Genomic DNA, 21,311 nt, shown 5'->3' with positions numbered 1-21,311 from the left:
GAGGGGCCGTTCTTCCTACGCTCCGACCCGCTCAACTCCGGTACGGATTACCCCCGGCCGGCGGCTGCTGCGGATACCCCGGCTGCCCGGCCTGCTGCTGCGGCGGGTACACCGCCTGCCCCGACTGCTGCTGCGGCGGATACCCGTACCCGGCCGGCTGCTGCTGCGGCGCCTGCTGCTGATACCCGTACCCCGGACCACCGGGGCCGCCGGACGCACCCGGACCGCCCGGGCCCCCGGGCCCGCCACCGTTGCCGCCGTTGTTCTTCGAACGACGCACGAGCACCACGACCACCACGATCACGATCACGGCGAGCACACCGCCACCGACCGCGACCAGCATCCCCGTGTTGCTCTTCTCGTCACCCGCGTCACCGCTCGCCTGCGGAGTCGCCGAATTCCCGGCACCGGCCGACGGCGCCTTCGAAGCCGGGGACGACGGCGCGGACGAGTTACCACCCGTCCCGCTGTAGTCCGGCTCCGCCCGGCCCAGCAGCGGGTTCTCCTTCGGCCCGTTGTCCACCGCCGGGTTCGCCGCCAACGCCCCGGACGGGGACGCGATGCCGTACCCGTACTTGTCGTTCGGGAACGAGCCCTGACCGTCGGGCTTGAAGGCACCCTTGGTGATCCGGTTGATGACCTGACCAGCCGACAGGTTCGGGTACTTCGACCGCACCAGCGCCGCGATCCCCGACACGATGGCCGCGGATTCGGAGGTACCGGAAGCCGTCGCGTACCCCTGCTTGAGGTCGGCCCGGTGGATGCCGTCGGCCGGAGCCGCCAGGGTCACCTGCGGGCCGGTGGTCGACTTCGGCCAGATGCTTCCGTCCTCCGCGACACCCGACACCACCACCACGCCCGGGAAGCCCGCGGGGTAGTCGATCGGCAAGCCGGCGTGGTTCCCGGAGGCCGACACGAGAACGACGTCCTTCTGGATGGCGTACTCGATGGCTCCCCGGTATCCGCTGTCGCTCGGATTCCCGCCGTAGAAAGACATGTTGATGACCTTGGCACCGTGGTCGACGGCGAACCGGATCCCCGCGCCGAAGTCCACGTTCTCGGCCGAACCAAGATCGTCACTGAAATCGAACTTCACCGGGAGGATCTTCGCCTTGGGCGCGATGCCCATGACGCCGGCGTTGTCACCGTGCCCGTGTGCGGCGATGTCGGAGGCCATCGCCGTACCGTGGCCGTCGCTGTCGGTCCGGCCGTCCCCGCCCTTGCCGGTGAGGTCGAGACCGGGGAGGACCTGTCCGGCCAGGTCCGGATGACTGGCGTCGACACCGCTGTCGATGACCGCGACGATGACCTGGTCACCCTGGCTGACCGGCCAGACGTCGCTGGCCATGCCGTACTTGTCCAGCACCCACTGCTGCTGACGGTCCTGGTCCGCCGCCGCCGGGCCGGCGCTCACGCCCCACAGCAGGGCTCCCGCAGCGAGCGCGGCCAGACCGCGCACGGTTCGGCTGGTCGTCAAGCCTCGTCACCCCTCGTTGAGCGGCCGCCCCGCAGACCCTTGAGTCTGCAGGGCGGCCAGGTAATGTCCGACTGTTCTACTGACCGAACGTCATTCCACCACGTTCGGATTGGCGTTTCCGCCGGAGGCCCAGGTCTCCTCGTCCTCCACCAGGTAGTCCGGGCGTTCCGAGGTGCCCTTCTTGGCGCGCTTGCTCGACTGGCCGTGACCGGCCATGCCGGCGCCGTGCCCGGCCGCGCCGCCCTGGCCCGTGCCACCGGCGTGACCGGCACCGGAGGCTCCGGCGCCCTGGCCGAGGCGGCTGCGGCCGATGCCCGACCCGCCCTCGGAGAAGGCCCGGCCACCGGCACCGCCGTGCGCCGCCTCGCCGACCATGCCGCCGGCCCGACCCGCCAGGCTGCCGCCGGAACGGCCCCGGAGGCCCGCGCCGCCACCGGCACCGCCCGCTCCGGCGCCACCGCCGAGACCGCCGCTGCCCGTGCCACCGGCCCGGCCGCCGGCACCGGCTGCGCCGCCCGCTGCGGTGCCGCCCGGACCCGTGCCTCCGCCGCCCAGGCCGTTGGAACCGAACGTCCCGGCCTTGGACACGCTGTTGCCGCTGAACCCGGCGCGGGCACCGATGCCGGTGCCACCGGCCAGGGTCCCGCCGCCACCGCCGATCAGCCCGCCGGTGGTACCACCACCGCCGAGACCGCCACCGCCGCCACCGGTCCCGGGCACGCCGCCGGACACGGTGGGGCCGCCGATCGTCGTGGTGCCGCCGCCGCGGACGCCGCCGGTACCACCGTGGATGCCGTCGATACCCGTGCCCGGGCCCTTCGGCTGCGGAAGGGCGTTGGCCGTTCCACCGGAGATGCCCGCGTCCGTCGGACGGACCACCGCGGGCTTGACCTTGGGCGCCTGCGGTGCCCGGCTGCTCGACGTGCTCTTGAGCAAGGTCTGCGACCCGGAGGAGGAGGAACCGCTCACTCGTCCGGAACTCTGGGAAATGCCGGCCCCGACACCGGCGATCGCCGCGATGAAACCCGATGCGCCGCCGTCACTCGGAGGGGCTACCTGATTGTCCTTCGAGTTGTCGTCGAGTCCGGTCCTGAGGTTGCCCAGCCGGCTGCTGGCCGTGCTGTACTTGGCCGCCAGCACCTGCATCACGCCGACCGCCTCCTCCTTGCGGGTGTCGGCGATGCCCTGCCGCGCGTCGGCGTCGTCGACCCCGACGGACTGCTTGGCGGCGTCGCTGATCCCGTCGCCCACCTTGTCCCAGAAGCCCGGCTCCTCGGGCATCGCGGCCTTGGCCTCGTCGATCGACGCGGACAGCGTCTGCAGCGCGGTGGCGGTGTAGTTCACGTGCTCGGCCGTGGCGCTGACCTTCGCGGCGAGTTCGGTCATGTGCGCGTGGAAGGCGTCGCTGGTGCTGCCCTGCCAGGTGCTGGTGGCGTCACCGGTGGCGGTGGTCAGCGCCGAGTGGATCTGGGTCAGCGTCTCGTGGGCCCGCCGCCACGGATCGGCCGCGGCCATGACCGAACCGGAGTCCAACGAGTGGACCATGGAGATCAGTTCGGCATGGCTGTGAACGGAGAAGTCGGTGCTCCCCGAGCCACCGCCCTGGTCCATCATCCTCACTGTGCACCCTCCAGCCCGTTGTCCGTGTCCTTGGTCTTCAGCACCGTCACCACTGTGGCTTCACCGTGTTCGTCGACTGGGCCGACGTGGTGGTCCCAGCCTTCCTCGCGTCCAGTTCGGACTGGCTCCAGGTCGTGGTCCACCCGTCCTTCGACAGGGTCATGTTCTTGCGGGTGTCCTGCTCGTGTTCCTCGTAGTTCGTCGCCGTGTGGTCCGCGTTCCGCTGGGCCAGGTCGATGGCGTTCTGGATATCGGCCAGGAGGGTGCTCAACCGAAGGCGCAACGCGTCGTACTGCGTGTACAGGCCCTGCGCCTCGGCGAAACTCCCGAACGCCACCGATCCGACACCACTCGGGCCGTACACCGCACTAGTACCCGCACCACTCTCGAACTCACTCAACAGACCGCGCACTTGGGCCGCGAACGCCCGCAGGCTGTCGACCTCGACCTCGAAGCCCTTACCGCTGGTGCTCATGTGTCTCGTACCTCCCCCGTACCTGCTGCCCCGCGCGACTGCCGCTCGACCGCCTGGGGCCTGAAAGAAAGTTGGCTCCAACCTCTATGTCTAACACATGGAACGGGCCGTCAACACGCCCCCTGGTGGGTGCGGGTGGGGTCAGGTCGCGGCGAGGGCCCGGCGGCAGAGGGAGTCGGCTCGGCGGGTGGTTTCGGGGAGGCGGTAGGAGGGGGTGAGGGCGAGGGTGACGGCGGTGGCTTCGTCGAGGCCGATGCGGTGGCCGACGGAGAGGAAGACGGGTTTGACGCCCTGGCGGGTGCGCAGGGCGCGGCCGACGGTTTCGGGGCCGTCGAGGAGGGGGGTCCAAGCGCCGCGGTGGTCGTCGGGGGGCCGGTGGGTGAAGGTGAAGGGATTCTTGGCGATGCCGAGGGTGGGGAGGCCGGTGTGGACGCCGAGGTGGCTGGCGAGGCCGAGGCGGCGGGGGTGGGCCAGGCCGTAGCCGTCGCAGACGACGAGGGCGGGGGTGCGGGTGAGGCGGGAGAGGGCGTCGAGGACGGCGGGGAGTTCGCGGAAGGCGAGCAGGCCGGGGAGGTAGGGGAAGGCGACCCGGCCGACGGCGGTGGCCTCCTCGACGACGTCGAGGGTGGTGTAGTCGAGCAGGACGGCCGCGGCGGCGACGACGTCGCGTTCGTCGTCGTAGGCGACGTCCACGCCGGCGATCAACGTGCCCGGGCGGCGCGGGGGTTCGGGTCCTTCGGGGACGACCAGGGGGCGCAGGCGTTCCTGTTCGGCGCGGGCGGCCTCGGCGGTGGTGGGCCAGTCGGCGGGGACGGTCATGGCGGGGCTCCGGGGTCGGGGTCGGGCGCGGCGGGCGGCGGGCGGCGGGCGGTGGCGGTCGGCTCCCGGTGCGTTCCGCGGTGCTCGGCGCTGCCCGCCCCGCCCGCACGTGATGTCCGCACGTGATTTCCGTACGCACGTTAGCGGGCGGCCCCGGGGAGCCGTCCGGCCGGTACGGCGGCGCGCTGCCGGGGTGTGAGTCCGTGCGCCCCCCGTGCCCCGGGGCAGGTCAACTTCCGGCGGTTAGCCTGTACTTGCTGTTCCCGCTCCGCCCGTTCCCGTCGAGCCGGGTCCCCGCCCGCGCTCACCCGCCGCTCACCCGCCGTTCCCCGTCGCTCTCCCCGCTCCGCGCGAAGGGTCGTCCGCCATGCCGCGCCCCGCCGTTCCGTCCCGTGCCGTCACCGCGTCCCGGGCTGCCGGGCTCGTGTCCGGGAGTCGTTTCAGTGCCGTGCAGTTGGGGGTCGGCGCGCTGATCGCGGTGGTCGCCGCGGTGGCGCTGCTGGCCGTGTCCGGGGAGACGGGGGTGTGGCGGATCGCGGTGCTGATCGGCTTCGCCGTCGCGCTCGGGACGCTCTCGGCCGTCCTGCTCTCCCCCGCCGCCCGCCGCCGTCCGCCGCGGGCGCTCGCGGCCGGGCGGGCCCCGTGGGCCGCCGAACAGCCCGCCGCGGCCACCGCCGCCCGGCAGCCGGTGTACGCGCACCAGTCCCGCTGAACCCCCGCCGCTCCGGTCCACCGGAGGCGTCCGGAGCAGGGCGGGGCACGCGAAGACTCCCGGGCCGGCGGCAGGTGAACGACTGCCGCAGGCCCGGGGCCCAGGGAGATGCCCGACCGGTCGTCAGCCGGTCGAGACCACCACGGTCTTGGCCGCCTTGTCGTGGACGCACTGGCGGTAGGGCTTGTCGAAGACGCCGAACAGCCCGTCGATCGCCCACCAGAGGCCGCCGCAGCAGATCAGCGCGGGGACGATGAAGGTCGCGGCGCGGGTCCAGGCGGCCGCCGAGGTGGGGGCGGAGCCGTCGGCGAGCATCGCGACCCGGACCTTCATCAGCTTCTTGCCGAGGGTCTGGCCGTCCCGGCTGAGCATCAGGCCCTCGTAGACCAGGTACAGCGCGCAGCTGAACCAGAAGGAGCCGATCCAGCCGCTCTGCTTGTTGAAGTGCAGGAACGGCAGCAGCACCGCCACCGCGATGACCTGCACCATGACGTAGTCGACCAGCCGGGCCAGGATGCGCGCGCCCCAGCCGCCGAGCGCGGGCATGCCGGGAACGGGCCCCGGACCGGGGCCGGGGCCGGGCCCGCCGTAGGGCGAACCGTAGGGGTCACCGGAGCCGCCGGGTCCGCCCGGGCTGCCGGGAGCACCGGGCGGGGGGCCGTAGCCGGGGGGCTGGTCGCGGTCGTAGGGGGAGCCCGAGCCGGCCGGCGCACCGTACTGGCCGCCGTAGCCGGGCGGGCTGTCGTACGGGCTGCCCGAGGACGGGGGCTGCTTGTCGAAGGAAGGCCGTCCGCCCTCCTCCGGCTCGGTTCCGGAGGGGTCGCTGGTGCTCATGGCACGAGTAGACCACCGGGAATACTACGATGTTGGGATATTTGATCCGTTTCCGCCCGTTTCGCAGTGTTCCGTTCGGACAGGTGGCGGACCACGGGCGGCTGACGGCGGGTCAGCCGCGTTCCACCCGCACCACCCGGGTCCGGGCCGCCCGGTCGTGCCAGCCGCGTCGGGCGGTGCGGTCCAGCAGCGCGGCGGCGGGGCCGAGCAGGACGGCGGTGCCCAGGCCGCGCACCAGCCAGCGGACCAGCGAGCGGCCGAACCCCGGCGCACCGGCCCCGCCCGCGGCGACCACCCGGACCCGGGCCAGCCGCTTGCCGAAGGTCTGCCCGGTCCGGGCGATCGGCAGCACCTGGTAGAGCAGCCCGAACACCAGCAGCACCCCGAGCAGCACGCCCACCCGGCCCAGCACCGTCCCGTCCAGCAGCCACACCTGGTGCTGACGTCCCGTCATGCGCGCGGCCAGCTCCGCCTGGTCGATCTTCTGCTGGACGTGCGCGCGCACCGTCCCGGCCAGCGGCACCGCGACGGCCGCGCCGACCACCGCCGTGACCGCGCCGTCCACCAGCCAGCCGAACGCCCGCGCCCCCACCCCCGCCGGTACGGGCGCCGGGGCCGCCGGCCGCCGCTTCCCGACCCCGGCGGCCGGAGCGGGACGGCGGGCGGACGCCCCGGTCCGGGGTGCCGCGGGCTCCGCGGCCCGACGCGGCGGACGGACCCGCTCGCTGGTGACGTGCGCCGTCCGCGGCTCCCGCCCGGGCGGCTGGGCCTTGGCCGCGGCCGGAGTCCGTACGGGCTCGGGCTCGGGCTCGGGCTCCGGCGCGGGCTGAGGCGTGGGCGCAGGCTCGGGTACGGGCTCGGATGCGGATTCCTGCTCGACGCCCCAGGACACCCAGCGCGGCGCCCCGCCGGTCTCCATCAGTCCGCGCTGCGCCTGCGGATCGGCCCGCCAGCCCGAAGCGGGGTCGGCCGAGGACGGCTCCGGCTCCGGCTCCGACAGCGCTTCCGTCAACTGCTCTGGCGTCGGCACCGGTTCGAACAGCGCCCCGGGCCCGGCGGACAGGCCCACCGAACCGTCGCCGCCGTCACCACCGGCCCCGTGCCAGGGCGTACCGCCGAGCGGCTGCGCGGCCCGCGGTTCCGGCTCCTCCGCCACGGGCACGGGCAGTTCCAGCGGCCGGACGGCGGGCTCCACCCCGCGCACCCCGCGCACCTCCCGCCCGCCCTGCGGCGCGACGACGGCACCGGCCGGGGCGTCCGGTCCCGCACCGGCACCCGCGCCGAGGTTCAGCGCGGCGGCGGTGGCCCAGGACTCGGCGGTGACCGGTTGCAGCCCGCTCCCGGCGACCGCCCACGGGGCCGCCTCGACCGGGCGCAGCGGCTCCACCGCGTTCCGGGGGCGGACCTCCAGCTCCCCCGGCCCGGCGGTCGCCGCGTACTCCCCCGCGCCGGAGCCGGTGCCGGTGCCGGGGCCCGCGTCAGGTCCGCCGCCGGGCCCGGTCGGTACCGGCCCGGTCGGCTCCGGCCCGGTCGGCTCCGGGTGGACCGGCACGGCGAAGACGGCCTGGGCGGTGGTCTCGTCGAAGTAGATCGGTCCGGTCTCGACCAGCGGGCCGGTGGGTGCGGCGGGGACGAGGCCGGGCGGGGGGTTGTAGGGGGGCGCGGTGAGGTAGCGGGCGACGAAGCGCGGCGGGTCGAGCGGTTCGCCGGGGGCGGGGGCGGGGCGGCTGGTGCCGGGGACCCAGGCGTGGCCGGCCCAGTAGCGGAGGAACCCGGGGACCGAGGGGTCGGGGTAGTAGCCGGGCGCTCCGACCTCCCCGGCCAGGGTCGCGCCGAGGGTCGAGCCTGCGGTGGAGGGCCGGTCCGTCATTGCGTCGCGTCTTCCTTCGTACCGGCACCGCGGCGTGCGGGTCTGCGGACGTGCGTGGGGGGAGCCGCGGGCGGAGAGTCGCCGGGCAGTCACAAAGGGTAGTACCTGGAGCGACCTCGTCCCCCTGGTTCACCGGAACTCGTGAAACGAGCGGGGACACGTGGTACCGCAGGTTCCCCCGGTGGTGGTGGGGGGCGGCCCGGGGTGGTGGCGGGCGGTGGTCGGCGCGGTCCCGGGTTCCGGTGTTCCCGTCCGGAACAACCGGGGCGGGGCGGAAAAGGTTCTGGAGGTTCGGCGGGAAAAAAGTTCGCCGGAAAGTCTCGGAACCCGTGTAAGAGTCCGCGGCGGCCCCGCTCTCGGCTGGTGCGGGGCCGAACGGCGGCCCCGGGTGGCGGAGAGGTGAGGGCGATGGCCGGACAGTCGACCGGAGTGGTGGAGCAGGAGCTGGAGCTGAGCCTGGTGCTGTCGCCGGAGCGCAGTGTCCCGGTGGCGGCGCGGTTGTCGTACGGGAGCCACGACCCGTTCGCGGTGTACGTGACGTTCCACCTGGACAGCGGGACGCCGGTGACCTGGGTGTTCGCCCGGGAGCTGCTGGTGGAGGGGACGTTCCGGCCGTGCGGTCAGGGCGACGTGCGGATCTGGCCGATTCGGTCGGGGCGGCGCAGCCTGCTGTGCATGGCGCTCAGCTCGCCGGCCGGCGACGCGCTGCTGGAGGCGCCGCTGCCGACGGTGGCGGCCTGGCTGGAGCGGGCGCACCGGCTGGTGCCGCCGGGGGCGGAGCTGGAGGCGATGGACCTGGACGGTTCGCTGGCGGAGCTACTGGCGTGAGGGGGCGTGCGGGTCGGCCCCGGGCGCTGGCGGCGGCGCACGCACGACCGGCCCACGGACCCGCGGCGGGCCCGACCCGTCCGCCCGGCCGTCCGCCGGAGCGCCCGCCCTCGGGGCGTCCGGGGCGGGCCGAGACGCCGGGACGGGCGGAGGGGGCGGGACGGGCGGTCGGCGCCGGGGTTCAGCGGGCCGCGGGGGCCTTCTGCGCACCGGCGCTGCCGAGCCCGTCCACGCCGGTGCGCGGGGCGGGGACGCGCACCAGCGGGGCGCCGGCCGCGCGTCGCCGGGAGCGGACCCGCAGGGCGGCGACGGCCAGGAAGCAGAGGCCCATCAGCGGGTAGACGCCCGCCGGGAACTGCTTGAGCGGCGTCAGGTGCAGGTCCAGGTCGCCCTTGTGCGGGACGATCCACATCGCGAAGGAGAGGAAGCCGAGCAGCGTCAGGCCGAAGATGACCCGCCAGCGCCGGTGCCGGACGGCGGCGGGACGGGAGCGCTCGTGCGCGGCCTCGGCGGCGAGCAGTACGAGCACGGGGACGCACCACACCCAGTGGTGGGTCCAGCTGATCGGGGAGACCAGCACGGCGGTGACCAGGGCGGTGCACACGCTCCAGGCGTCGGCGCGCGGCGACCAGTGGGCGCTGCGGTGCGTCCAGACGGCGACGGCGAGGCCGGCGGCGGCGACCAGCACGCCGAGCAGGGTGGCGGCGGCGCCCGGGGTTTCGAGGTGCGTCAGCCGGGCGACCAAGCCGCGCAGCGACTGGTTGTCGACGATGACGGTCTTGCCGACCCGGCTGGAGTCGAACAGGTACGTCGTCCAGAAGCCGCGGGTGGCGTCGGGGAGGAAGAGCGCGCCGATCAGGAAGGTGCCGACGAAGGTGGCGCCGGCCACGAACGCGGCCCGGACCCGGCCGGTGATTAGCAGGTAGACGGCGAACAGGCCGGGGGTGAGCTTGATCCCGGCGGCGATGCCGATGGCGACGCCCTTGCTGCGGGCCCGGTCGGGGCGGGTGAGGTCCCAGAGGATCAGGCAGGCCAGCGCGAGGTTGATCTGGCCGTAGCGCAGGGTGGTGAAGACCGGTTCCAGCCAGACACCCAGTCCGGTGACCAGCAGGATGCCGATCGGCCGCAGGTCGCGGCGCGGCCAGCCGACCAGTTTGAAGGACAGGTGGGCGAGGGCGGCGAGCAGCAGCACGTTCCCGGCGGTGACGGCGACGCGCAGGAACGGCAGGCCGAACCAGGTGGTCGGCACGAACAGCATCGCGGCGAACGGCGGGTAGGTGGCGGGCAGGCTCCACTCGGTGACCCGCAGCGCGTACAGGTCGTGGCCGTCGGCGACGGCGGCGCCCTCGGCCCGGTAGACCACCATGTCGACCATCGAGGTGCCGACGAAGTGCCGCACCGTGGCGTAGGCGAGCAGCGAGACCAGGGCGACCGCGCCGGCCAGCAGCAGCGGGCGCCGGGGGGCGGCGCGCAGGGCCTCGACGGCGGCGGTGAGCTGTCGGCCGGGGGCGGTCAGGGCGCGCTGCCAGGCCGGGACGGGCGGCCGGTCGGGGCTGCCGGGGGGCGTGCCGCGTTCCGCTTGCACCGTGCTCACTGTCTTGCTCCGTCCGCCGTCGACCTCAGCTGGGCCAGCAGCCGACACTACCCGAACGGCCGTCGGCCGCCACCGGTCGCGGTCGGCCGACGGGAACGCGCGGATCCGGGGCCGCGCACCCCGGCGGTGGCAGGCGTCGGGCGGGGCGTCGGGCGCCCTCGTCCGGGCCGGGGCGTCATGAGGAAGCGTTGGCCGACGCTTAGGACGTGTTTAAGGGAGGGGAGTGACGCCGAGCCGTCGCCCCCGCGGTGACGGCTCCCGTGCCGGCACCGGTGGTCCCGGCCCCCGGCCCTCGCGGAGGGTCGCAGTCCTCGCGGAGTGCCTCAGTCCTTGCGGATCAGCCGGCCGGTGCGGCGGCGCTGCTGCCTGGGCAGTTCGACCGTGGTGCGGGTGTTGAGCCGCACCGCGATCTCGGCGCCGCCGAGGACGGCGGAGCGGCCGAGGACGACGTCGCCGCCGGTGCCCTCGGCGAGCTTGCGGACGATGTCCAGGCCGAGGCCGGTGGAGCCCTCGCCGCCGTGCCCGGCGCCGCGGCGGATCGCGGTGTCGGGGTCGGTGAAGCCGGGCCCGCCGTCGCCGACCAGGAGGGTGACCGCGTCCTCGGCGGTGATCAGGTCGACGGCGAAGGGGGTGCCGACGGCGGTGTGCCGGAAGACGTTGCCGAGCAGCGCGTCGACGGCGGCGGCCAGGTCGCCGCGCTGCACCAGGACGGGCGCGGGCGCCTCGTCGCCGGCCAGCTGCCAGGGGCGTCCCTCGTCCTCGGCGAGCGCGGACCAGAACGCGACCCGGTCCCGGACCACCTCGACGGCGTCGCAGCCGAGCACGACGGGCGGGGCGTCCACCGGGTCGCGGCGGGCGGAGCGGATGATCTGGTCGACCTCCCGTTCGAGCTGGGAGACGGCGTGCCGGGTGGCGTCGGCGGCGTCGCCCCCGCCGAGCGCGGCGGCGTTGAGCCGGAGCACGGTGAGCGGGGTGCGCAGCCGGTGCGACAGGTCGGCGGCGAGTTCCCGTTCGGCGGCGAGCAGGTGGACCACCCGGTCGGCCATGGCGTTGAACGCGTAGGCGGCCTCGCGGAGTTCCTCGGGCGCGCCGGCCGCCTCGCGCCCCTCCACCGGGATCCGGACGGTGAGGTTGCCGGAGCCCAGCGAGCGGGCGGCGGTGGCCAGTCGGCGGGCGGAGCGGATGATCCGGGTGCCCATCCGGTCGGCGACCGCGACGGAGACCGCGACCAGGGCGAGCGCGACGCCGGAGAGCACCAGCCAGGCGGTGCCGACGCCGCGCGACAGATCGGAGTCCGGGACGAACACCTCGACCATGGCGACCCGGCCGTCGTCGACGGCGACCGGCTGGAGCAGCGCGTAGCCGCCCTCGACCCGGACGGTGCCGGCCCGGACGGTGCGGGTCCAGCCCTGGCTGTCGGCGCTGGGCAGCTGGTCGTTGTCGGTCCGGGCGCTGCCGACCGTCGCGCCGCCGGGCAGGTGGACGGCGATCCGCTCCCGGGCGCCGGAGTCGGTGGAGGCCATGGCCTTGGCGATGGCCTCCTGGTCGGTGGTGATGGCCAGCGCCGGGCCGAGAGCGGCGGCCTGCCGCTCGGCGGCGGTGAACGCCCGGTCGCGGGCGGTCTGCTGGACCATCAGGCCGAGCGGGATGAGGAAGGCGAGCGCGACCATGACGGTCCCGGCGATGGCCGCCTTGACCATCGCCCAGCGCAGCGAGCGGAGGACGCGTTTCACGTCGCGCCCCCGACCGGCCCGGCGGGGGCCTCCAGCCGGACGCCGACGCCGCGGACGGTGTGCAGGTAGCGCGGGCTGGAGGCGGTCTCGCCGAGCTTGCGGCGCAGCCAGGACAGGTGGACGTCGATGGTCTGGTCGCCGCCGTAGGTCTGCCGCCACACCTCGGCCAGGATCTCCTTGCGCGGGACGACCACGCCGGGGCGGGCGGCGAGGAAGGCCAGCAGGTCGAACTCGCGGCGGGTGAGGTCGAGCCGCTGTCCGTCGAGCAGGGCCTCGCGGCGCTGCGGGTCGATGGCGAGGCCGCCGACCCGGAGGATCTGGGGGGCCGTCAGGGCGCCGCCGCCCAGTCTGCGCAGGACGGCGGCCATCCGGGCGGTCAGGTGTTCCCCGGAGAAGGGTTTCACCAGGTAGTCGTCGGCGCCGTCGTTCAGCAGCCGGACGATCTCCGCCTCGTCGTCCCGCGCGGTGGAGATGATCACCGGGACGTTGGTCAGTCCGCGGATCATCTTGAGCGCCTCGCTGCCGTCCAGGTCGGGCAGGCCCAGATCGAGGACCACCAGGTCGCAGCCGACCTGGGCGACCTCGCGCAGGGCTTCCAGCGCGGTGCCGACGGAGCGCACGGCGTGGCCGGTGTCGGCCAGATGGCGGATCAGGGCGGAACGCACAAAGGGGTCGTCCTCGACCACAAGCACTGTTGCCATGGGGCTGCACGGTACGGCATGGCAGCCTACTGGTCTGTACCTCGGGGGCCCGTGAGCGGCCCGGTCCGGGGCCCGGCTTGAGCTTCTCTGAAGCCGGCCGCGCTTTTTCCACAAGGTTTCTGCGAATTGCCCGGCCCACTGACCTGCCCGTGACCTTCGTACGGCAGGATGGGCCCGCGATGCGGAGCGGACTGGTTCAACTGGGCGCCTGGACGGCGGCCACCGGAGCAGCGGTGGCGTTGTCCTGGCTCGGCGTGCACGCGGTGCTCGTCGACACGGTGTTCGAGCAGCCGGTGGCGGTCCAGCTGCCCTCGGTGGCCTCCTCGACCCCGGCGGGGACGCCCCCTCCGCCCGCCCCCAGCAGCGCTCCGCCGCCGTCCGCGGCGGCGCCGAGCCCGAGTCCGGACCCGGACCCGGACCGGGCGCCGGGGGCGACCGCGCCGGCCCGGTCGACGGCGTCCGCGACCGCGACCGCGACGGCCCGGAAGAGCGCCAGCCCGCCGAGCACGGTGCACAGCTACCCGATGCTGGGCGGCCGGGTGGCGCTCGACGTGCGGCCCACCGAGGCCCGGCTGGTGTCGGCGGTGCCGGAGGCCGGCTGGTCGATGCAGGTCTGGCACGGCGACCAGTGGCTCCAGGTCAACTTCTCCCAGGACGACCGGGTCTCCACCCTCATGGTGTCCTGGAACGGGACCGAGCCCAACGTGCAGACCTTCGTCGTGGGCAACTGACCGGTCCCCGGACCGGACCGGCCGCACCATGTCGCTCGACGCCCGACCGCCCGCACCGTCCGCCCCGCCCCGCCCCTGGAGCCGCCCCGTGCCCCCGCAGCCCGACGCCATCGACGCGCTGGACGGAAAGCTGATCCGGCTGCTCGCCGAGGAGCCGCGGATCGGCGTGCTGGAGTGCTCGCGCCGCCTGCAGGTGGCGCGCGGCACGGTGCAGGCCCGGCTGGACCGGTTGCAGGCGCGCGGGGTGATCGGCGGCTTCGGCCCGCAGGTGGACCCGGCGGCGCTCGGCTACCCGGTGACGGCGTTCGCCACCCTGGAGATCTCGCAGGGGCAGGGCGCGGACGTCCGGGCGCACCTGGCGGCGGTGCCGGAGGTGCTGGAGCTGCACACCATCACCGGCCACGGGGACATGCTGGTGCGGATCGTGGCCCGGTCGAACGCGGACCTGCAGCGGGTGATCGACCGGGTGGTGGGGTTCGACGGGATCGTCCGGGCGTCCACCGCGATCGCGCTGGAGAACCCGGTGCCGTTCCGGATCCTGCCGCTGGTGGAGCAGGCGGCCGGGAACGGGTCCTGACCGGGGCCGCGCCCGCGCCGTGACGCCCTGCTGGCGCGACGTCCCGTCAGCAGTGCGGGACGGCGGTGCCGTTGTTCAGTGCCTGGAGCGCGGCGATCGAGTCGGCGAGGGTGTCCACCGGCACCAGCTGGAGGCCGTCGGGGGTGTTGACCTTGCCCTGCGCGCACTCGCTGCGCGGCAGCAGGAACACCGTGGCCCCGGCCGCGCGCGCCGCCCGGGTCTTGAGCGGGATGCCGCCGACCTGGCCGACCCGCCCGTCCGGGTCGACCGTGCCGGTGCCGGCCACGTCCCGTCCGCCGGTCAGGTCGCCGCCCCTGCCGTCGCCGGCGATCTTGTCGACGATGCCCAGCGCCAGCATCTGGCCGCCGCTCGGGCCGCCGATCCGGCCCAGGTCGATGTCGACCTTCACCTGGTCCGGCGACAGGTGCAGGTAGTTGAGCGCGGCCAGGGTGGCGCTGTCCTGCGACTGCGTCATCTGCTGCTGGGTCGCCTCGTCGGCCTCGCCGCTGTCGCTCTCCGGGTAGACCTCCTCGGTGGGCACCACGGCCTGCTTCGGGTCCACCCAGGCGGTCAGCGAGTCCCAGAGGGTGTTGCGCTGGCCCGGGTTGGTGGCCTCGACGGTGACCACCCGCAGCTGCCCGGTGGTCGGGCGCTGCGGCGTCCCGCTGATCCGGATCACCGGGTTGTCCCCGTTGTACGCGCCCAGGGTGTCGGCGGTGTCGCCGGGCGACTCCAGGGTGTAGGGCAGCGGTACGAACGCGGCCACCGCGAGCAGTGCGAGCACCGGCAGCGCGCAGAGCGCGAGCGCGCGGGTGCGCGGGGCGGTCAGGGCCGGGGGCAGGTTCTGGGAAGGCACACCCCGCATCCAAACACACCGCGCGGCCCGGTACGGACGGCCGCGCGGATCGGGGCCGGTCACGCGGATCGGGGCCGGGACCGGGACCGGCGGGTTCAGCGCAGTGCGTCGGCGACCTCGGTGGCGGCCTCGATCACCCGCGGGCCGACCCGCTCCGGGACGAGGCCGTTGAGCATCACCACGCCGACGCTGCCCTCGATGCCGCTGAGGCCGATCAGCGCGGCGGCGGCCCCGCTGGCCCCGGACTGCTCCTCGGCCCGGGTGATCACGCAGCCCTGCTCGGGGCGGCGCTGGCCGGGGAAGCTGCGGGCCTCCAGGATGGCCCGGCCGGCCGCGCTCTCGGAGAGCGGGTGGCGCAGGCCGGTGCGGTAGGCGACGTGGAAGTCCGTCCAGGTCGGTTCGACCACGGCGACGGCCAGCGCCTCGTTGCCGTCGACCAGGGTGAGGTGGGCGGTGGCGCCCAGGTCCTCGGCGAGCGAGCGCAGCGCGGGCAGCGCGGCCTCGCGCAGCAGCGGGTGGACCCGGTGGGCGAGCCGGAGCACGCCGAGGCCGACCCGGGCCCGGCCGCCGATGTCCCGGCGGACCAGTCCGTGCTGTTCCAGGGTGGCGAGCAGGCGGTAGACCACCGTCCGGTTGACGGCCAGCCGGGCGGCCAGCTCGGTCACCGTCAGCCCGCGCTCGGAGTCGGCGAGCAGTTTCAGTACCCGGACACCCCTGTCCAGGGTTTGGGAAGTCTCAGCAGTCACGAGGCGCCAGGTCCTTTCCGCGGCAAGTCCGACCCTACGACACAACTGCCGTGGGCCGCACCGGAATTGGTCGCGCGCAGGAAGGGTGTCCGGCGCGGGAGTCCGACCTCGGCGACGTCGACGGGGCGCGGGGCTCCGCGGTACCCGTCCGAACCGGTGGGTGGGGTCCGGACGAGTGTGGGGAGACGCTAATGAACGGGGACGCCCGGTGGAAGTGGTTGTCCAAAATTCGGGCAGCATCGATGAAAAGTCGTGATGAAAAATCGGATAAGGCGCCCATAACTCGCGCCGCAAGCGCTCAAGCGTCCGCTATCTGTGCGCCGCCGCGTCGAGCGCACCGCCGGTCGGGCCGTCCGGCCGGGGCGCCCCGGCCGGACGGCCCGGAGCGCTCAGAGCAGGTTGCGGCCGACCGTCCAGAGCGCGGCGCCCGCGAGCAGCGCGGCCACCGCGCGCGGTCCCGTCCGCAGCCGCCAGTGGCGCCCGGCCAGCCCGTGCCGCAGCCGCACCGCGAACCAGGCGGCGACGAACGGCAGGGTCAGCAGCAGCGCGGCGTTGTCGTGCCAGGCGGCGGCGAGGTCGCCGTGCAGCAGGTCGTACGCCATCCGGGTGCCGCCGCAGCCGGGGCACTGGAGGCCGGTCAGGCGGCGCCAGGGGCAGAACGGCAGCAGCTGGCCCGGCCGGTGCGGGTCGCGCGAGGAGAGGTACGCCGCGCCGGCCGAGCCGGCGGCGAGCAGGCCGAGCGGGGCGGCCGCGGGGTGGCGCAGCAGGGCCGCGAGGCGGCGCGGGCCGGTGAACGGCCGCCGGCCGGCGCCCCCGTCGCGGTCGTCCGCGGGGTGGGGGGGCCGGCCGGCCGGTTCGGTGGGCACGTCAGGGGCGCAGCAGGCGGCCCTGCGCGTCGGTGCGGGTGTCGCTGACCAGGAAGATGATGCCGTCGATCAGCGCCCAGAAGCCGAGGCCGCCGCAGGTGAGCAGCTGGGCGACGCCGATGCCGACGTGGCCGGTGTAGAAGCGGCCGATGCCGAAGCTGCCGAGGAAGATCTGCAGCAGGCCGGCGACGAGCTTCGACTTGTCGGACAGCGGGGGGTTCTGGGCGGGGTTCGCCACGGTGGTGCTCCTCAGGGGAATGCGCGGGCCGGCCCGCCGCGTGGGCGGCGGCGTCGGCAGGTGTGACCGCATGCCGGGGCGTCCCCATGCATGGCGTCCCCCCCAGCACCGGCATGTGGAAGATTAGCGGATCATGTGATCACATGTCTCCACACTTTCTTTGCCAAGTGTTGAAGGTGTGGCTGACGCCCCGTCAAGCCTGGTTGGCCCACTCCCGGATCCGGCCGATCCGCGCCTTGAGCTGGTTGGCGGTGGCCTGCGCGGTGAGCGGGCCACCGCACTGGCGGCGCAGCTCGTTGTGGATGGTGCCGTGCGGCTGGTCGGTGCGGTGGTGCCAGGCGGCGACCAGCGCGTTCAGCTCCTTGCGCAGTTCGCGCAGCTCCTGGTGGGTGACCACGGGCCGTTCGTCGGCGGGGAGTTCCAGCAGGTCGGCCTCCTCGGCGGGCTTGGTCTTGGAGCGCTGGATCTGCCGGTGCTGGCGCTTCTGCAGCAGCATCTGCACCTGGTCGGGTTCGAGCAGGCCCGGGATGCCGAGGTAGTCCTCCTCCTCCTCGCTGCCGGGGTGCGCCTGCATGCCGAACTCCATGGCGTTGTACAGCACCCGGTCGAAGACCGCGTCGCTGCCCAGCGCCTCGTAGGAGAACTCCTCCGTCCCGGTGTCCGCCCCGTCGTTGGCCTTCTCGGCCTCGGCGAGCAGCCGGTCCTCCTCGTCGAACAGGCCCTCGCCCTCCTTCTTCGGGCGGTCCAGGACGTGGTCGCGCTGGAGCTCCATCTCGTTGGCGAAGCCGAGCAGCATCGGGATGGTCGGCAGGAAGACCGAGGCGGTCTCGCCGCGCTTGCGGGCGCGCACGAAGCGGCCGACGGCCTGGGCGAAGAACAGCGGGGTGGAGATCGAGGTGGCGTACACGCCGACGCAGAGCCGGGGCACGTCGACGCCCTCGGAGACCATCCGGACCGCGACCATCCAGCGCGAGGTGCCCTCGGCGTAGTCGGAGATCCGCTGGGACGCCTCGGCCTCGTCGGAGAGCACCAGGGTGACCTTCTCGCCGGTGATCTCGCGCAGCAGCTTGGCGTACGCGCGGGCCACCGTCTGGTCGGTGGCGATCACCAGGCCGCCGGCGTCGGGGATGCCCTTGCGGACCTCGGTCAGCCGCCGGTCGGCGGCCTGGAGCACGGCCGGGATCCACTCGCCCTGCGGGGAGAGCGCGGTGCGCCAGGCCTGGGCGATCAGGTCCTTGGTCATCGGCTCGCCGAGCCGGGCCTCCAACTCGTCGCCGGCCTTGGTGCGCCAGCGCATGTTGCCGGAGTAGCTGAGGAAGATCACCGGCCGGACCACGTGGTCGGCCAGCGCGTGCCCGTAGCCGTAGGTGTAGTCGGCGACCGACTTGCGCAGGCCGTCGCTGCCGGCCTCGTACTGGACGAACGGGATCGGGTTGGTGTCGGAGCGGAACGGGGTGCCGGTGAGGGCGAGCCGCCGGGTGGCCGGTTCGAACGCCTCGAAGCAGGCCTCGCCCCAGGACTTGGAGTCGCCGGCGTGGTGGATCTCGTCCATGATCACCAGCGTCTTGCGGGCCTCGGTCCGGTTGCGGTGCAGCATCGGGTTCACGCCGACGCCCGCGTACGTGATCACGATGCCCTGGTAGTCCTTGGACAGCGGGCCCGAGGAGTACGCCGGGTCGAGCCGGATCCCTATCCGGGCGGCGGCCTCGGCCCACTGCTTCTTCAGGTGCTCGGTGGGCGCGACCACGGTGACCTGCTGCACCAGGTGGTTGTGCAGCAGGTAGGACGCCAGGGTCAGGGCGAAGGTGGTCTTGCCGGCGCCCGGGGTGGCGACCGCCAGGAAGTCCCGGGGCTGCTTCTCGATGTACGAGTCCAGCGCGCCCTGCTGCCAGGCCCGCAGGCGGCCGGCGGTGCCCCAGGGGGCGCGGCCCGGGAAGGCCGGGGAGAGGTGCGCGGCGGCGGCGGTGCCGCTCGGGCGGGGGTGGGCGCTGTCGGCGTGCGAGAACAGCGGGGACATCGCGGAGGAGGCGGCGGTAGTCACGGTCTCCGAACGGGGTCGTCGCAGGTCAGGGCCCATGTGCGGCCCTTCCCCCGCGGGCGGCGGGCGGTCGTGGAACCTGCCCAGCCTAGCCCCTCCCGACACCCGGACGGCCGCCGCGGCACGCCCCTGTGGCGCGCGTCCCAGGATGATCGTCGGCTTGTCACCCGACCTTCACCGGGCCGGGCCGCCCGCCCGGGGCGGTCGCCTCCCCCGCTCCCGCGCGCCCCTCACGGCCGCCCGTCGGCGGGCGGCGGCCGGTCCGGCGCCCAGCCGGGGGCCGGCCGGCCGGAGGCGTCGCGCGGCACGGCCCGGACAGTGAACCGGTCGTCCTTCTCGCCGGCGACCCGCTGGCGCACCTCGCAGGCCGCCGCCGCGGCCACCGCCTCCGCCCGCCGCTCCGCGCCGTCGAACGGGGCGAGCAGCAGCCCGGCCAGCAGCGCCACCGCGCTGCCCGCCAGCGCGGCCAGCCGCAGGTTGACCCGGCGCAGCAGCGCCAGCCGGCCCCGGCAGTCGGCGCAGCCCGCCAGGTGCCGCTGGACCCTCCGCCCGGCCCGGCCGCGGGCCTGGCCGGCCAGCGCCGCCCAGTGCCCGGCGCAGCCGGGGTCGCGCGGGTCGCCGGGGTAGGCCCGCAGGTAGGCGAGCCGCAGCCCCTCGCGGGCGCGGTGCAGCAGGACGGCGGCGGCGCCGCGGCCCACCCCGAGCCGGGCGCCGACCTCGCCGGGCGGCAGTCCCTCGACCTCGGCGAGCCATAGCGCGCGGGCCCAGCGTTCGGGCAGTTGGGCGAGCAGTCCGCGCATCCGGTCGGTCTCGGCCACCCGGGGCGCCGGGTCGGCGGACGCCGCGCCGGCCGGTTCGGGCAGCACGCCGACGGCCCGCTCGCGCACCGGCGCGGCCGCCAGGTGCCGGACGGTGGCGGCCAGGTAGGCCCGCGGGTCCTCGATCCGGTGCCCGGCGGCGATCCGCCGCCACACCCGCAGGTGCGCCTCGGCCACCAGGTCCTCGGCCCGCCAGCGGTCGCCCCCGGTCAGGCCGCCGGCGTACCGCAGCAGGCCGGGGTGGTGGCGCCGGTACAGCTCGGTGTACGCGGCGAGCGGGGCACGCTCGGCCGTCCGTGCGCGTTCCTCGATGGTCGCGGCCCTCCCCTGAGGTCGCCGGACGGGGGTTCGTGGGGGCCCGCGCGGCTCCCGCGATCCTGCCCGGGCGGCCCGCCCCTGCCCATGGGGTGGCCGCGCCGTTGACCCGGAATGCCCGGATTGGTCCGCCGTGGTGTGACGCAGATCACTTCGGGGAAGTGGGAAACCGGTGTAATCCCCGCCGCCCTTCCTGACTCTTCACCACCAGGGGGCGGCACCGGTCGCACCCGCACCAGCACGCACCCTCGGGAGGAACCGCCGTGTCCGCAGCGCCCGCACCGGTCGAGCAGACCACGCACGCCCGGCTGATCGTCAGCACCCACCGCTCCGCGCTGCTGCGGGTCACCCTGCGCTACCGGGCCGAGGACCCGCTGGCGGTCCGGATGGTCTTCCCCACCGAGTACGCCCTGGACCCGGCCGACCCGGACGGCACCGCGCTGGACCTGCCCGCGCTGCCGGTCGGGCCGCCCACGGCGGCCGGGCCCGCCGAGGGGGTCGAGTGGGTGTTCGCCCGCCAGCTGCTCGCCTCCGGGATCGACCTGCCCAGCGGCGAGGGCGACGTCCACATCCGCCCCGCGCTCGGCGCCCGCACCGTGGTCGAGCTGCGCTCCCCCGAGGGCGTCGCGCTGCTCCAGTTCGACCGCGTCGAGCTGCGCCGCTTCCTGTGGCACAGCTACCTCGCGGTGCCCGAGGGCCAGGAGCTGAGCCACCTGGACTGCGACCGGGCGCTCGCCGAGCTGCTGGCCTGACCGGCCGCGCCGGGACGGCCCCGGCCGGGCCCGCGCTCAGGCCCGCCGGGTGCGGACCAGGTGCGCGTACACCACCACGTTCCCGTCGTAGCCGCCCGCCCGGGTGAAGCCCCCGCCGCAGGTGATCAGCCGCAGCTGGGCGTCCGGGGTGGCCGCGTACACCTTGCGGTCGGGGAAGTCGCTCTTCGGGTAGACCTCCACCCCGTCGACCTGGAACCAGGCGCCGGCCCCGTCCGCCCGGGCCACCTCCAGCTGGTCGCCCTTGTGCAGCGAGCCCAGCCGGTAGAACACCGCCGGGCCGTGCGCGTTGTCGACGTGCCCGGCCAGCACCGCCGTCCCGCTCGACCCGGGCGCGGCGCCGTCCCGGTACCAGCCGGCCAGGTTGCGGTCCTCCTCCGGCGGCGGTTGCAGCCGGCCCTCGCCGTCCAGCCCGAGCCGGGCCACCGGCGCGTCCACCCCGAGCACCGGGATCCGGACCCGTACCGGCGGCGAGGGCGGCAGCGCGGGGACGGCCGGGCCGACCGGGGTGCCGTCGTACGCCTGCGCGGCGACCGGGGCCGGCGGCAGGGTGCCGGTCAGGCCGCCGTTCAGCAGCCACGCGCCCGCCAGGACGGCCCCCGAGGCGGCCACCGCGCCCGTCCACGTCCGCTCGCCCACCGCACGCCCTCCGTCCGCCAGCGACTCCGGCCCCGACCCGCCCAGTTCACCCGG

General features: G+C 75.0%; 21 protein-coding genes. 5 read left to right on the top strand and 16 right to left on the bottom strand.

All coding sequences use genetic code 11. The features are described 5' to 3' along the window. Positions 1 to 31: 31 nt before the first annotated feature. From ACIQVD_RS27785 to ACIQVD_RS27770, 4 genes are all read right to left on the bottom strand, one after another. Entirely contained in the window at positions 32 to 1,477 is a 1,446-nt protein-coding gene (locus ACIQVD_RS27785; protein ID WP_402292038.1) for a S8 family serine peptidase, read from the bottom strand. A 90-nt stretch (positions 1,478 to 1,567) separates the two neighbouring features. Further along, positions 1,568 to 3,091, bottom strand: a complete 1,524-nt coding sequence (locus ACIQVD_RS27780) for a WXG100 family type VII secretion target (protein ID WP_402292037.1) — start codon at positions 3,089 to 3,091, stop codon at positions 1,568 to 1,570. A gap of 52 nt (positions 3,092 to 3,143) precedes the next feature. After that, complete coding sequence (locus ACIQVD_RS27775; protein ID WP_402292036.1) at positions 3,144 to 3,572, bottom strand: hypothetical protein; 429 nt, start codon at positions 3,570 to 3,572, stop codon at positions 3,144 to 3,146. A 141-nt stretch (positions 3,573 to 3,713) separates the two neighbouring features. Continuing rightward, positions 3,714 to 4,391: an endonuclease V gene (locus ACIQVD_RS27770; protein WP_282205802.1), complete on the bottom strand. Its 678-nt coding sequence runs from the start codon at positions 4,389 to 4,391 to the stop codon at positions 3,714 to 3,716. 448 nt (positions 4,392 to 4,839) lie between these two features. On the opposite strand from ACIQVD_RS27770, the gene ACIQVD_RS27765 reads away from it, so the two are divergent. Next, complete coding sequence (locus ACIQVD_RS27765; protein WP_400680204.1) at positions 4,840 to 5,103, top strand: hypothetical protein; 264 nt, start codon at positions 4,840 to 4,842, stop codon at positions 5,101 to 5,103. A gap of 123 nt (positions 5,104 to 5,226) precedes the next feature. Here ACIQVD_RS27765 and ACIQVD_RS27760 read toward each other — a convergent pair whose 3' ends face one another. After that, complete coding sequence (locus tag ACIQVD_RS27760; protein ID WP_402292035.1) at positions 5,227 to 5,937, bottom strand: RDD family protein; 711 nt, start codon at positions 5,935 to 5,937, stop codon at positions 5,227 to 5,229. A 112-nt stretch (positions 5,938 to 6,049) separates the two neighbouring features. Beyond that, positions 6,050 to 7,807, bottom strand: a complete 1,758-nt coding sequence (locus ACIQVD_RS27755) for an RDD family protein (protein ID WP_402292034.1) — start codon at positions 7,805 to 7,807, stop codon at positions 6,050 to 6,052. Positions 7,808 to 8,215: 408 nt separating this feature from the next. Between ACIQVD_RS27755 and ACIQVD_RS27750 the strand changes: the two genes are divergently transcribed. Next, positions 8,216 to 8,635 (top strand): SsgA family sporulation/cell division regulator, encoded by a 420-nt coding sequence (locus ACIQVD_RS27750; protein WP_400680212.1) that lies wholly within the window; start codon positions 8,216 to 8,218, stop codon positions 8,633 to 8,635. A gap of 181 nt (positions 8,636 to 8,816) precedes the next feature. Here ACIQVD_RS27750 and ACIQVD_RS27745 read toward each other — a convergent pair whose 3' ends face one another. The 3 genes from ACIQVD_RS27745 to ACIQVD_RS27735 all read right to left on the bottom strand — a co-directional run bounded on the left by ACIQVD_RS27745 (position 8,817) and on the right by ACIQVD_RS27735 (position 12,663). Then, a complete protein-coding gene (locus ACIQVD_RS27745) occupies positions 8,817 to 10,229 on the bottom strand; it encodes a glycosyltransferase 87 family protein (RefSeq protein WP_402292033.1) in 1,413 nt (470 codons plus the stop codon). 323 nt (positions 10,230 to 10,552) lie between these two features. Further along, positions 10,553 to 11,941, bottom strand: a complete 1,389-nt coding sequence (locus ACIQVD_RS27740) for an ATP-binding protein (protein ID WP_402292100.1) — start codon at positions 11,939 to 11,941, stop codon at positions 10,553 to 10,555. Between the two features lie 17 nt (positions 11,942 to 11,958). Next, entirely contained in the window at positions 11,959 to 12,663 is a 705-nt protein-coding gene (locus tag ACIQVD_RS27735; protein ID WP_100838089.1) for a response regulator transcription factor, read from the bottom strand. A 179-nt stretch (positions 12,664 to 12,842) separates the two neighbouring features. On the opposite strand from ACIQVD_RS27735, the gene ACIQVD_RS27730 reads away from it, so the two are divergent. Then, entirely contained in the window at positions 12,843 to 13,394 is a 552-nt protein-coding gene (locus tag ACIQVD_RS27730) for a hypothetical protein (protein WP_402292031.1), read from the top strand. A gap of 88 nt (positions 13,395 to 13,482) precedes the next feature. Continuing rightward, positions 13,483 to 13,971, top strand: coding sequence for an Lrp/AsnC family transcriptional regulator (locus ACIQVD_RS27725; RefSeq protein ID WP_100838086.1), 489 nt, complete (start codon positions 13,483 to 13,485; stop codon positions 13,969 to 13,971). A gap of 46 nt (positions 13,972 to 14,017) precedes the next feature. Here the strand turns inward: ACIQVD_RS27725 and ACIQVD_RS27720 are convergent, their stop codons facing one another. The 6 genes from ACIQVD_RS27720 to ACIQVD_RS27695 all read right to left on the bottom strand — a co-directional run bounded on the left by ACIQVD_RS27720 (position 14,018) and on the right by ACIQVD_RS27695 (position 19,791). Then, positions 14,018 to 14,836, bottom strand: a complete 819-nt coding sequence (locus tag ACIQVD_RS27720) for a hypothetical protein (protein ID WP_402292030.1) — start codon at positions 14,834 to 14,836, stop codon at positions 14,018 to 14,020. 86 nt (positions 14,837 to 14,922) lie between these two features. Continuing rightward, positions 14,923 to 15,573: an IclR family transcriptional regulator gene (locus tag ACIQVD_RS27715; protein WP_014135981.1), complete on the bottom strand. Its 651-nt coding sequence runs from the start codon at positions 15,571 to 15,573 to the stop codon at positions 14,923 to 14,925. Positions 15,574 to 15,962: 389 nt separating this feature from the next. Continuing rightward, positions 15,963 to 16,340, bottom strand: coding sequence for a DUF2752 domain-containing protein (locus ACIQVD_RS27710; protein WP_402292099.1), 378 nt, complete (start codon positions 16,338 to 16,340; stop codon positions 15,963 to 15,965). A gap of 100 nt (positions 16,341 to 16,440) precedes the next feature. Beyond that, positions 16,441 to 16,677, bottom strand: a complete 237-nt coding sequence (locus ACIQVD_RS27705; protein WP_400680225.1) for a TM2 domain-containing protein — start codon at positions 16,675 to 16,677, stop codon at positions 16,441 to 16,443. Positions 16,678 to 16,870: 193 nt separating this feature from the next. Beyond that, positions 16,871 to 18,694, bottom strand: a complete 1,824-nt coding sequence (locus ACIQVD_RS27700; RefSeq protein ID WP_400681525.1) for a DEAD/DEAH box helicase — start codon at positions 18,692 to 18,694, stop codon at positions 16,871 to 16,873. Positions 18,695 to 18,945: 251 nt separating this feature from the next. Then, the gene (locus tag ACIQVD_RS27695) at positions 18,946 to 19,791 is read right to left on the bottom strand and encodes an RNA polymerase sigma factor (protein WP_402292098.1); all 846 of its coding nucleotides are present in this window, start codon (positions 19,789 to 19,791) and stop codon (positions 18,946 to 18,948) included. A gap of 320 nt (positions 19,792 to 20,111) precedes the next feature. Here ACIQVD_RS27695 and ACIQVD_RS27690 point away from each other — a divergent pair, with 320 nt between their 5' ends. Continuing rightward, positions 20,112 to 20,600, top strand: coding sequence for an SsgA family sporulation/cell division regulator (locus ACIQVD_RS27690; protein ID WP_402292029.1), 489 nt, complete (start codon positions 20,112 to 20,114; stop codon positions 20,598 to 20,600). Between the two features lie 36 nt (positions 20,601 to 20,636). Here the strand turns inward: ACIQVD_RS27690 and ACIQVD_RS27685 are convergent, their stop codons facing one another. Continuing rightward, positions 20,637 to 21,257: a class F sortase gene (locus tag ACIQVD_RS27685; RefSeq protein ID WP_400680233.1), complete on the bottom strand. Its 621-nt coding sequence runs from the start codon at positions 21,255 to 21,257 to the stop codon at positions 20,637 to 20,639. Between the last annotated feature and the right edge of the window lie 54 nt (positions 21,258 to 21,311).

Source organism: Kitasatospora sp. NPDC090308 (genome assembly GCF_044769485.1).
In the GTDB taxonomy this organism is placed as follows: Bacteria; Actinomycetota; Actinomycetes; order Streptomycetales; family Streptomycetaceae; genus Kitasatospora; species Kitasatospora fiedleri.
Note: the sequence above shows the minus strand (reverse complement) of the source record. Positions and strands in the feature narration are given on the sequence as shown.